We start from the raw sequence: 12119 nt of genomic DNA on the forward strand, positions 1-12119 counted from the left end.
TGGCGAAGCTTAGCTGAACGCCTCGTCCCAGGTGCCGCGCGTCGAGGCCTTCGAGTACTCCGTCGCGCGGTTCTCGAAGAAGTTGGTGTGCTCGATGGCGTTCAGCATCTGGTCCATCCAGGGCAGCGGGTTCTTGGCATCCTTGCGGTAGATGGGCTGCAGGCTGAGCTGAGTCAGGCGGCGATCGGCGATGTAGCGGATGTAGCGCTTCACATCGACGGCGGTCATACCTTCGATCCCGCCCATTTCGAAGGCGAGGTCGATGAAGGCGTCCTCGTGGTCGACGATGGTCGAGCAGGCGACGTAGATCTCGCGCTGCAGCTCCTCGGTCCAGACTTCCGGGTTCTCCTGGATGAAGGTGCGGAACAGCTTGATAATCGAATTGCAGTGCAGCGTCTCGTCGCGCACCGACCATGTCACGATCTGCCCCATACCCTTCATCTTGTTGAAGCGCGGGAAGTTCATCAGCATGGCGAAGCTGGCGAAGAGCTGCAGGCCCTCGGTGAAGGCGCCGAACACCGCCAGCGTCTTGGCGATATCGGCCTTCGAGTCGACGTTGAAGCCCTGCATATAGTCGTACTTGTCCTTCATCTCCTTGACGGTGAGGAAGACGGAGTACTCGGTCTCGGGCATGCCGATCGTGTCGAGCAGGTGGCTGTAGGCAGCGACGTGCACGGTTTCCATCGCGGAGAAGGCGGCCAGCATCATCTGCACTTCCGTGGGTTTGAAGACCCGCGAATAGTGCCGCATGTAGCAGTTGTTCACTTCGACGTCGGCCTGCGTGAAGAAGCGGAAGATCTGCGTCAGCAGGTGGCGCTCGCTCTCGGTGAGCTTGTTGCGCCAGTCCTTCACGTCATCGGCCAGCGGCACTTCTTCGGGCAACCAATGAATGCGCTGCTGCGTCAGCCAGGCGTCGTAGGCCCAGGGATAGTGGAACGGCTTGTAGATCGGCTTGGCGTCGAGAAGTGACATGGCGTGGGCCCGCTTGGTCGTAGCGTGAAGACGAAAACGCAGAGACGAAAAATCCCCTGTAGCGACCCCGGAACAAGCCCGGAGACGCTACAGGGGACGACTCAAGTTTACTGACAGCTAAGGCACTCTTCGTAGTCGTTGCTCTGCGTCGGTGTTCCGATTGGCAGAGGAGAGGGGACGTCAGTTCTGGGGGCTGAAAGAGCATGGTCGCCGAGCGGCGCGGCGAGAGCTTCGCCCGCGACGGTTTCGGCACGCTGGATGCTGAGCGAGCGGCAGTAGTAGAGGCTCTTCACGCCGCGCTTCCAGGCCATCATGTGGATCTGGTGCAGGTCGCGCTTGTGCACGTCGGCCGGCAGGAAGAGGTTCAGCGACTGGCTCTGGCAGATGTAGGGCGTGCGGTCGGCCGCGTGTTCGACCAGCCAGCGCTGATCGATCTCGAAAGCCGTCTTGAACACCGCCTTCTCGTGATCGTCGAGGCAGTCCAGATGCTGCACCGAGCCCTGGCTGGTGGTGACCGAGGTCCAGGTATCCTCGTCGTTCTTGCCCTTCTGCTCGAGCAGCTTCTCGAGGTAGGGATTGCGCACCACGAAGGAGCCCGAGAGGGTCTTGTGGTTGTAGACGTTGGCCGCCGACGGCTCGATGCCGGGCGAGGCGCCGCCACAGATGATCGAGATCGAAGCGGTCGGCGCGATGGCGAGCTTGTTGGAGAAGCGCTCCGAGACGCCGAAGTCGGCCGCGTCCGGGCAGGCTCCGCGCTCGCCGGCGAGGGTCTTCGACGCCTCGTCGCACTGGCCGCGGATGTGCTTGAACATCTTCTTGTTCCACACCTTGGCCATCACGGATTCGAGCGGAATGCCGTTGGCCTGCAGGAAGGAGTGGAAGCCCATGACGCCGAGCCCGACCGAGCGCTCGCGCATCGCGGCATAGGTCGCGCGTGCAAAATCGGTGCCGGCGGTGTCGATGAAGCCCTGCAGCACGTTATCGAGGAAGCGCATGACGTCCTCGATGAAGTGCGGATGCTCGTGCCACTCGAGATAGGTCTCGAGATTGAGCGAGGAGAGGCAGCACACGGCGGTGCGCTGCTTGCCGTGATGATCGACACCGGTTGGCAGCGTGATCTCGCTGCACAGGTTCGAGGTTTTGACCTCGAGCCCTGCCAGCTTGTGATGCTCGGGCCGCGCGTTGTTCACGTGGTCGACGAAGACCAGGTACGGCTCGCCAGTCTCGATGCGCGCCGTCAGAATGCGGATCCACAGGTGACGGGCCGAGACCTTGCGCTGCACGGCGCCGTCCTTCGGGCTGACCAGCGCCCACTCCTCGTCGTTCTCGACGGCGCGCATGAAGGCGTCGGAGATCAGGAGGCCGTGATGCAGGTTCAGCGCCTTGCGGTTGGGATCGCCGCCGGTCGGGCGACGGATCTCGATGAACTCCTCGATTTCGGGATGATTCACCGGCAGGTAGCAGGCGGCCGATCCGCGGCGCAGCGAGCCCTGGCTGATGGCCAGCGTGAGCGAGTCCATCACCCGGATGAAGGGCACGACACCGGAGGTCTTGCCGTTCATGCCGACCTTTTCGCCGATCGAGCGCAGATTGCCCCAGTAGGAACCGATGCCGCCGCCGCGTGCTGCCAGCCAGACGTTCTCGTTCCACAGACCGACGATCCCCTCGAGGCTGTCGTTCGCCTCGTTCAGGAAGCAGGAGATCGGCAGGCCGCGCTTGGTCCCCCCATTGCTGAGAACGGGTGTGGCCGGCATGAACCACAGATTGCTGATGTAGTCGTAGAGGCGCTGTGCATGGGCGTCGTCGTCGGCATAGGCCGAAGCGACGCGTGCAAACATCTCCTGGTAATTTTCGCCAGGCAGAAGATATCGGTCGGTCAAAGTAGCTTTGCCGAAGGCCGTCAGGCGGGAATCCCGAGAGGAATCGGTAACAACCCGCGCACCGCTTCGAACTTGAACAACATCAAACACTTGCGGTCCCCTTTTTCTTTTTGTCCACAGCTGTGGAAAGAACACCCTGTGGAAGACACCTAGATATTGCGAGGAGTTCGCCGCTCCCCACTATCCATTGATAGTACGTCACCCACCGGCCCTGTCATTTCCAAATTTTTCCCTCGAATGTGAATCTCAGGAATGGCTTGTTAAGCCCCTGATATTTCTTGAGGAAAGGGTGTTTGAAATTCTCTTTCCCGAGTCGTTTCCACGCCTTCGCAGGTGCAGCAAAAAGAGAGAACAAAACGCGCTTTCCCGCGGAATCCGTGGGCCAGAAACAGAAACAGCAGCGAATCGGCTCGCCCTCGGAGGACCACCCCGCAAAACGCGAGATGCGGTGGGCATTCTCGGGCTCGCCAAGAGTTCGTCGTCAGAATGTCATGGGGCGGCGTAACATCCGCCACAGTCCGAGGAGGAGACTCAAGACATGGCCACCGCCCTCGCACCGCGTGTTTACGGGCTCGACGCGATCTGTGCGGCCGCTCTCCAGGCTGCCGGCGGCGAGGATGCCGCCCAATTTGCACGCCGGTTGTTCGGTCGCGTCGCCGACAAGGACCTTGCCGCGGCACCGGCAGACCAGCGCGCTGCCGCCTCCAACGCGCTGCTGGCCTTCGCCCGCCGTCGACTGCCTGGCGTCGCCAAGGTTCGTGTCTTCAATCCGACCGCCGCTACCCACGGCTTCGAGAGCCGCCACACGATCGTTCAGATCGTCAACGACGACATGCCGTTCCTGGTCGATTCGATTGCCAACGAGTTCAATCGCCGGGAAATCACCGTCCACATGTTAGCGCACCCCGTCTTGGCGGTGCGTCGCGATCTCGACGGCGACATGATCGGCATTGCCCTGGAGGCCGGTGAGCGCGCCAAAGCCGAATCGATGATGCACATCGAAATCGACCGCCAGGCCGACCATGCGCAGCTGGACGAACTCGCCGCCGCGCTGACACGCGTGCTAGCTGAAGTGAGACTCGCGGTCGAAGACTGGCGCGCCATGCGCCGCGCCTGCCTCGACGCCATCACCGATCTCGTCCCCGGCCGGGCAGCGAACCTCGCGGAGTACGAGGACTTCCTGCGCTGGCTCGAGGCCAACCACTTCACCTTCCTGGGTCATCGCCGCTACCGCTATGTCGACGATCCCAGCCAGCCCGGCGGCATCCGCTACGAGCTGATGCCGGGCTCGGCGCTCGGCATCCTGCGCCGTGACGAGGTCCGGCTGTTCGAGGCGGGCCTCGGCGGCGGCGAGGCGATGTCGCGCTTCGCGCGTGGGCAACAGAATATCCTGATCGTGAAGACCGACCGTCAGGCGCTGGTTCATCGCAGCGGCGCGATGGACTGCGTCATCGTGAAGACCTTCGATGCCGACGGCCGGGTCACCGGCGAACGGCGGCTCGTCGGGCTTTTCACCTCGGCCGCCTACCACGCAATGGTGCGCGACGTGCCATTGCTGCGCGGCCGGGTCGACGGCCTGTTGCGCCGTTCGGGCCTCGATCCGAACAGTCATGACGGCAAGGCGTTGATGGCGATCCTCGAAGCCTATCCGCGCGACGAGCTTTTCCAGATCGAGGAGGACACGCTCTACGACCACGCCATGGGCATCCTGCAGCTGCAGGAACGACGACGTGTGGCCCTGTTCGCCCGCCGCGACGCCGTCGGCCGCTTCGCCACCAATCTCGTTTACGCACCACGCGAACGTTTCGATGCCGCGCTGAGTGACCGCTTCGCTGCGATCCTCGAGCAGAGCTGGCACGGCAAGGTGACCTCGACCGCGTCGTCGGCCGACTCCGACTCCGCCCTCGCCCAGTCGCTCTACACTCTACGACTCGAGTCGCCGACCTCAGCCACACCCGACCTCGCCGAAGTCGAGCGCACGCTGGCAGAAGCCGCAACCTCGTGGAACGACCGCCTGCGCGCCGCTCTCCAGGCGACCTTGGGCGAAGCCGAAGGCCGAACGGCTGCGCGCCGCTGGCGCCAGTGGTTCCCCTCCACCTATCGCGACAGTTTCGATGCTACCCAAGCCGTGGCCGATATCGTGCCCTTGCAGGCAACGGTCGAGGGTCGACAGAACGCCGTGCGCCTCGACCGCGAGCCGGGCGCACCACTCCATCGCTTCACCTTGCGCCTGTTCCATGCGCGTGAACCGATCGCGCTCTCCGATATTCTGCCGCCGGCAGAGAACCTTGGGCTGCGCGTGCTGAGCGAAGCGCCCTTCATGCTCCGCGTCGAGGGTAGTGAGCCGGTGGCACTGCAAGTGCTCAGCGTCGAAACGGCCGATAAATCATCGGTCGATCTCGCGGCCGTCGGTCCTCGGTTCGTCGAGACACTCGATCGGTTATGGGTCCGCGCGTTCGAAAGCGACGGGCTGAACCGACTGGTACTGGGTGCCGGGCTCGCCTGGCGCGAAGTCGCGATCGTGCGCGCCTACACCAAATATCTGCGCCAGGCCGGCATCTCGTTCAGCCAGGACTATATGGAGCGGGCGCTGGCGGCCTATCCCAAGGTCGCGCGGCTGCTGGTCGATCTCTTCATGGCGCGTTTCGATCCGTCCCTGGGCGACGCAGCGGCCGCCCCGCGTATGGAGAAAGTCGAGGCCATCGAATCCGCCCTCGCGACCGCGCTCGAAGCCGTCGCGACCCTTGACGAGGATCGCATCCTGCGGCGTTTCCACAACGCCATGCTCTGCACGCTCCGCACGAACTACTGGCAAACAGGCAGCGACGGCGCTGCGAAGGATTGGATCTCCTTCAAGATCGACAGCCGCGCCATCGACGATCTGCCCGCACCGCGGCCCCTGGTCGAGATCTTCGTCTATAGCCCACGCATGGAAGGCATCCATCTGCGCGGTGGCCGCGTGGCGCGCGGCGGCATCCGCTGGTCCGACCGACGCGAGGACTTCCGTACCGAGATCCTCGGCCTGATGAAGACGCAGATGGTGAAGAACGCCGTCATCGTGCCCGTGGGCTCGAAGGGTGGCTTCTACGTCAAGCAGCCGCCAGCCGGCGGCACGCGCGAGCAGGTTCAGGCGGAGGGAATCGCCTGCTACCAGACGCTGATTCGCGGCATGCTCGACATCACTGACAACTATGTCGGTGGAAACGTCGTCCCACCTTCCACAGTCGTGCGTCACGACAGCGACGATCCTTATCTTGTGGTCGCTGCCGACAAGGGCACCGCCACCTTCTCCGACATCGCCAATGCGCTGGCCCGCGACTATGGCTTCTGGCTGGACGATGCTTTCGCCTCGGGTGGTTCGGCAGGGTACGACCACAAGAAGATGGGCATCACCGCGCGCGGCGCCTGGGAATCGGTAAAGCGCCATTTCCGGGAACTCGGCCGTGACATCCAGACGACGTCCTTCACGGTCGCAGGCGTCGGCGACATGTCGGGCGATGTATTCGGCAACGGCATGCTGCTGTCGCCGCACATCAAGTTGGTGGCCGCCTTCGACCATCGTCACATCTTCATCGACCCCTCACCTGATGCGGCGAAGAGCTTTGCCGAGCGCAAACGGCTGTTCGATCTGCCGCGCTCTTCCTGGATGGACTACGACAGGGGTCTGCTGTCGGCCGGCGGCGCTGTCTTCGACCGTGCCGCCAAGTCGATCGCTCTGTCGCCCGAAGCGCGGCAAGTGCTGGGCATCGAGACGCCAGCCCTGGCGCCTCTCGACCTGATGCGCGCCATCCTGACCGCGCCGGTCGACCTGCTCTATTTCGGCGGCATCGGCACCTATGTGAAGGCGTCGAGCGAAAGCCAGGCCGATGCCGGCGACCGCACCAACGATGCTCTACGCGTCGATGCTGCGCAGATCCGCGCGCAGGTGATCGGCGAAGGTGCCAACCTTGGCTTTACCCAACGCGGCAGGGTCGAAGCAGCCCTCACCGGTCGCCGGATCAACACCGACGCGCTCGACAATTCAGCCGGCGTCGATACCTCCGACCACGAGGTCAACATCAAGATCGCCACGGGCGGCGCGATTGCCGCCGGCGCTCTCGTTGCTTCGGAACGCGACGCGCTTCTGTTCTCGATGACCGACGAAGTGGCAGGGCTTGTTCTTCGTCACAATTATCAGCAGAGCCAGGCGATCAGCATGGCCGAGGGGCAGGCGGCGGAAGAGCATGATCGTCTCGAACGATTCATGCGCGCGCTGGAGCGCAAGGGCAGGCTCGACCGTGCCGTCGAGTTCCTGCCGGATTCGGTGGCCATGCGGACCCGCGGCGCCAATCGCCAGCCACTGACGCGGCCCGAACTCTGTGTGCTGCTGGCCTACGCCAAGATCGACCTCAACGAGGAGATCCTCGCCTCCGACCTGCCCGACGATCCACGGCTGGAGGAAGAACTGCTGCGCTACTTCCCGGCCGCACTTCAGGAGAAGTATGAGCCGGCAATCCGCAGCCATCGCCTGCGCCGCGAGATCACGGCCTTGCAGATCGTGAATTCACTGGTCAACCGCTGCGGACCGACCTTCGTGCACAATGTCGGCCAGCGCACCGGCGCGTCGGCCGCGACCATCGCGCGAGCTTTCACGGTGGTGCGCGATGCCTGGAAGCTGCGCACGCTATGGGCGGATATCGAAGCCTTGGATTCCGCCCTCAAGGCGGAGGCCCAGGTACGCATGCTGGTCGCCTCGCAACGTTTCCTGGTGCGCACCGTACAATGGACCCTGCGCCGCCTGCCGCAGCCGCTCGATACGACCGCCGCAACCGCCAAGCTCGGCGCCGCCGTCAGCGCACTGGGCGAACTGCCGTCGGATCTGATCGGCCAGGCCGAGGCGACAGCACTCGGGGAGCGCGCGGCAGCTCTCGAGGCGGTGGGCGCTCCAGCCGCCACCGCCCACCAAGCCGCTGCACTCGAAACACTGGCCGCAGCCGGCGACCTGGCGCTGGCGGCCGAGGGCAACGGCTGCAACATCGAATCGGCCGCGCGGCTTTACTTCCGGATCGGCGAGCGGCTGTCGCTGGCGCTGCTGGCCAATGCTGCACAGAAGTTGCCACGCGAGGGGCAATGGCCGTCGCAGGCAGCGCTGGCCATTCAGGACGAGCTGGCGGGATTGCATGCCGACCTGCTGGGCTCGGCGTTGCGCGCCGCCGGTGGCGGCAATTGCGACCCCGAGGCCGCACTCTCCAAATGGAGCGAGCCGCGCCAGCTTGCCCTGGATCGCGTCGATCGGCTGGTGAAGGAGGATTTCGCCGCCGCCGGCGCACTCGACCTCGCCATGCTGTCGGTCGCCACCGCCGAGTTGCGGACTCTTGTCTAATTCACCACATCAGGACCTGAGGAGAGCACCATGACCGACAAGACCGTCGAGAAGAGCGAAACGGAGTGGCAGAAGGAGCTCGATCCGCTGCAGTATCATGTGCTGCGCAAGCACGGCACGGAGCGCGCTTTCACCAGTCCGTTGAACGATGAGAAGCGCCCCGGCACCTTCCGCTGTGCCGGCTGTGGCGAGCCGCTGTTCGATTCCAAGACCAAATACGAAAGCGGCTCGGGCTGGCCATCCTTCTGGGCGCCGATGGAGGGCGCGGTCGACACGTCGACGGACCGCAGCCATTTCATGACTCGTGTTGAAGTTCATTGCGCCAAGTGCGGCGGCCACCTCGGCCATGTCTTCCCCGACGGGCCGCAACCGACCGGGGAGCGCTATTGCATGAACGGCGCGGCGCTCAAGTTCGACGAGAAGAAGTGATCATGGGCTGATCCAGCGGTCGGTCGGGAAGCGCGTAGAGTCCTTCCACCAGCTGGCGCAGGTTGGCACGAATCGCCCGCTCGTTGGCGATCTTGAGTCGCGCCACCCCATAAAGAGTGTCGTCTGTCGTCGCCGAGCCAGAAGCAGTGATCGTGTTCTCGTAGACGACCGCACCCGTCGCCACTTCGGTCAGCTTGTAGCCGATGGTGGACGTGACGGTCATGGTAAAGCCTGCGAAAGGCTGTTCGAGCTTTTGCAGCACGGCATCGAGCCGGAATCGGCCATTCTCTGCTCGTCCGAGACCTGCCGCCAACAAGGTACGGACCAAGGCTTCTCGGAATTCAGGATTGTCGACCTGAGAGGTCCAGAGCGGTGAAGTCTTGCTACCGCCACCGACTTCGCCTGCGGTGATCGCGAGGCGGTAGGCGGGCGGCGGCCCGGCACCGATACCCGAGACATCGGGCACCATGGCTGTTGGTGAGGCCGGGTCGGCGCAAGCGCCGAGTAGTGCCAACGCAGTACCCGCGATGGAAAGTCGGACGACCTTGAAAAGAAGGCGATAAGACATTGTTACCTTTTTATTAATCCCCATCCATTAAGGAGAAAGACCCTTCAGAAAGTCAACCAGAAGTTTATTAACATCATCCGCACGCTCCTGCTGCACCCAGTGGCCGGCGCCCTCCAGGATGTGGCTACCGCGCAGGCCGGGCAACGTCGTGGAATAGGCTTCGATCTGGCCCTTGGCCGCCGGGAAGCGCAGCACGCCGTCGCGACTGCCGGCGATGAAAAGCGACGGCTGCCGGATCGGCTGACCACGCCAGGGGCCGCCGAGCTCCCAGTTGCGTCGCAGGTTGCGATACCAGTTGAAGCCGCCCCGAAACCCGGTGCGCGAGAATTCGCCGGCGTAGTAGTCGAGATCGGTTTCGCTCAGCCATGGCGGCAGCTTTTCGGGATCGACGGTGTTGGACAGCAAGGTCCCGCCCGTGAGACGCGCGAAGCCCTTGTCCTTCTCCGTCATCTCGCCCCCGGCCGTGTAGTAGATACGCCGCAGCGCGCCGCGAATGTCCTGCTGCAGTTCTGCCTCGGGCACGCCGGGCTTCTGGAAATACTGCATGTAGAAGTCGTTGATGCCGTGCTTCTCCAGCGCCGACAGGACGTCGATGTAGCCCGGCGGTGCGTAAGGCACGCTCATGGCGCAAACAGCGGTGAAGAGATCGGGCCGCCAGAGGGCGGCATGCCAGGCAACCGGCGCCCCCCAATCGTGACCGACAATCACCGCCTTGGTCTCGCCCAGCGCCTTCACCAGCTCAGCCATGTCGCCCACGAGATGATAGAGCGTGTACTGGTCGATCGGCTCCGGCGCCTGTGTGCCGCCATAGCCGCGCATGTCCGGCGCAACGGCCCGGAAGCCCGCCGCGCTCACCGCCTTCAACTGGTGCCGCCACGAATACCAGCTCTCGGGCCAGCCATGGCAGAACAACACCAGTGGACCGTTGCCGGCCTCGGCGTAGCGCATGTGGATGTTGTTGGCGTTGGTCGTCTTGAGCGTGACGCCCGAGACCGGCGATTGAGTCATGCGTGGTTTCCTCCGTTGGAAAGAAACCTAGCTGGAGTCGTCAGCCGCGCAAGTGAACAGGGCGCGACAGGCGCGCCCGCACCGAGGCTCGCGTGCCGAACAGTAGCGAGCCCAGGAAGAACAGGCTTGCGAACAGCACGATCACCGGACCGGACGGCAGGCCGGCGTGGAAGGAAACCAGGAGACCGATCGCGGCCGACGCAAAGGCCATCGGCGCAGCGATCGCTGTCATCGACCAGACCTCGCGTGCCCAGAAGGAGGCCGCCACCGCCGGCAACAGAATGAGGCCGAGCGCCATCAGCGTGCCGAGCGCCTGGAAGCCCGCGACCATGTTCAGCACGGCCAGCGACAGGAAGAGATAGTGATAGAGCGAACCACGCACGCCCATGGCGGCGAGGAAGCCGGGATTGAAGCACTCCACGACCAGAGGCCGGTAGATGGCTGCAAGTCCGACCAGGGTCAGCGTCGCGGTCGACACGACCAGGATCAGCGCCTGGTCATCGACGGCCAGGATGGCGCCGAACAGGATGTTCATCAGATCGACAGCCGAACCGCGCAACGACACGATGAGCACGCCGAGCGCCATCGCCGTGAGATAGGCGGCCGCGAAGCTCGCATCCTCCCGCATGTTGGAGAAGCGCGCGATGATGCCGGAGAGGAGCGCCGTCGCGACCCCAGCAAGGAAGCCACCGAGGCTCATCGCCGGCAGCGACAGGCCCCCGATCAGGAAGCCCATCGCCGCGCCGGGCAGCAGCGAATGCGCCAGCGCATCGCCCATCAGGCTCATGCGGCGCAGGATCAGGAACACGCCGATCGACGACCCACCCGCCGCAAGCGCCAAGCTCGCGACCAGGGCGCGGCGCATGAAGCCGAAATCGGCGAAAGGCGCGATCAGCGTGTCGTAAAGCATGGCGCAGAGAATGGGATCAGGCGCTGAGCCGCATCGGCACGTCGCAGGCGTCGGCCTGCTCGTCCCAGGCTTCGGCCATGGCGCGGGCCCGTAGCAGGTTCTCGGCTGAAAGCACGCGCGACGTCGGACCGGCATCGACCAGCTCGCGTGCCAGCAGCAGGGAATTGGGGAAGTCGCGGCGCACCTGATCGAGATCGTGCAGCACGGCGACGACGGTGCGTTTCTCCGCCTGCCAGCGGCGGATTACCACCATGAGGTCGGCGACGGTCTTGCTGTCGATCGCAGCAAAGGGCTCATCGAGCAAAACGAGATCGGCATCCTGCAGAAGCAACCGCGCGAACAGCACGCGCTGGAACTGACCGACCGAGAGAGTGTCGATCGGCCGACGCTCGAAGCCGCCAAGGCCAACCGCTTCGATCGCGTGCTGGGCATCGTGGATGTCGCCCGAATTGGCTGCGCCAAAGCCGCCGAAGCGCGACCAGCGTCCGAGCAGGACGGTGTCGAGCACCGAGATCGGGAAGGATCGATCGATCTCGGCCTGTTGCGGCAGATAGGCGATGCGACGGGCCGCGCATTCGATGCGGCCTTCGACCCGCGGCGCCAGGCCGAGCATCGCCTTCAGGAGCGTGCTCTTGCCAGCGCCGTTGGGGCCGACGATGGCCGTCATCTCGGCCGCCGGAATCTCCACAGACACGTGATGCACCGCCGGATGGCGATCGTAGCTCACGGTCAGGTCGACCAGGCGGAGAGCAGCGTTCATCTCTCGAACCTCAGGACAGCGCCCACCAGGCGCACAGCCACAGCAGGCCAGACACACCAAGCGCCGCCGCCACACGGGCGGGTGCGCTCATGGCGAGCAGAAAGGTGCCGGGCGAAATGGGTCCGTGCATGGGAGGCATATTGTTATAATGTTACCCTCGTGGAGTCCAGCGGACCTCATATCCAGCAGATGAGAGCGACGCGTTACCGCGGGCTAACCGTTTGTTGATT

8 protein-coding genes are annotated in these 12119 nt (G+C 64.2%); 2 read left to right on the top strand and 6 right to left on the bottom strand.

All coding sequences use genetic code 11. From position 1 onward, the window contains the following. Positions 1-9: 9 nt before the first annotated feature. Both EPO50_RS29765 and EPO50_RS29770 read right to left on the bottom strand, forming a co-directional pair. On the bottom strand, positions 10-972 hold the full coding sequence (locus EPO50_RS29765) for a ribonucleotide-diphosphate reductase subunit beta (RefSeq protein ID WP_296350420.1): 963 nt from the start codon (positions 970-972) through the stop codon (positions 10-12). Between the two features lie 107 nt (positions 973-1079). Next, positions 1080-2987, bottom strand: a complete 1908-nt coding sequence (locus EPO50_RS29770) for a ribonucleoside-diphosphate reductase subunit alpha (protein WP_367268080.1) — start codon at positions 2985-2987, stop codon at positions 1080-1082. 403 nt (positions 2988-3390) lie between these two features. On the opposite strand from EPO50_RS29770, the gene EPO50_RS29775 reads away from it, so the two are divergent. Then, positions 3391-8214 carry an NAD-glutamate dehydrogenase gene (locus EPO50_RS29775; protein WP_296350425.1) on the top strand — a complete coding sequence of 1608 codons (4824 nt, stop codon included), beginning with the start codon at positions 3391-3393 and terminating at the stop codon, positions 8212-8214. A 30-nt stretch (positions 8215-8244) separates the two neighbouring features. Beyond that, positions 8245-8643, top strand: a complete 399-nt coding sequence (gene msrB / locus EPO50_RS29780) for a peptide-methionine (R)-S-oxide reductase MsrB (RefSeq protein ID WP_296350427.1) — start codon at positions 8245-8247, stop codon at positions 8641-8643. Here the strand turns inward: msrB and EPO50_RS29785 are convergent. Genes EPO50_RS29785 through EPO50_RS29800 form a run of 4 tightly spaced genes read right to left on the bottom strand, consistent with a single transcriptional unit; the run spans position 8621 to position 11889 of the window. Next, complete coding sequence (locus tag EPO50_RS29785) at positions 8621-9211, bottom strand: hypothetical protein (RefSeq protein ID WP_296350429.1); 591 nt, start codon at positions 9209-9211, stop codon at positions 8621-8623. The two genes, msrB and EPO50_RS29785, sit on opposite strands and share 23 nt — an antisense overlap. Positions 9212-9238: 27 nt before the next feature. Then, a complete protein-coding gene (locus EPO50_RS29790) occupies positions 9239-10219 on the bottom strand; it encodes an alpha/beta hydrolase (RefSeq protein WP_296350431.1) in 981 nt (326 codons plus the stop codon). Between the two features lie 40 nt (positions 10220-10259). After that, positions 10260-11129: a metal ABC transporter permease gene (locus tag EPO50_RS29795; protein ID WP_296350433.1), complete on the bottom strand. Its 870-nt coding sequence runs from the start codon at positions 11127-11129 to the stop codon at positions 10260-10262. Between the two features lie 16 nt (positions 11130-11145). Further along, positions 11146-11889 carry a metal ABC transporter ATP-binding protein gene (locus EPO50_RS29800; RefSeq protein WP_296350435.1) on the bottom strand — a complete coding sequence of 248 codons (744 nt, stop codon included), beginning with the start codon at positions 11887-11889 and terminating at the stop codon, positions 11146-11148. Positions 11890-12119 lie beyond the last annotated feature (230 nt).

It is taken from the genome of Reyranella sp. (genome assembly GCF_004297405.1).
In the GTDB taxonomy this organism is placed as follows: Bacteria; Pseudomonadota; Alphaproteobacteria; order Reyranellales; family Reyranellaceae; genus Reyranella.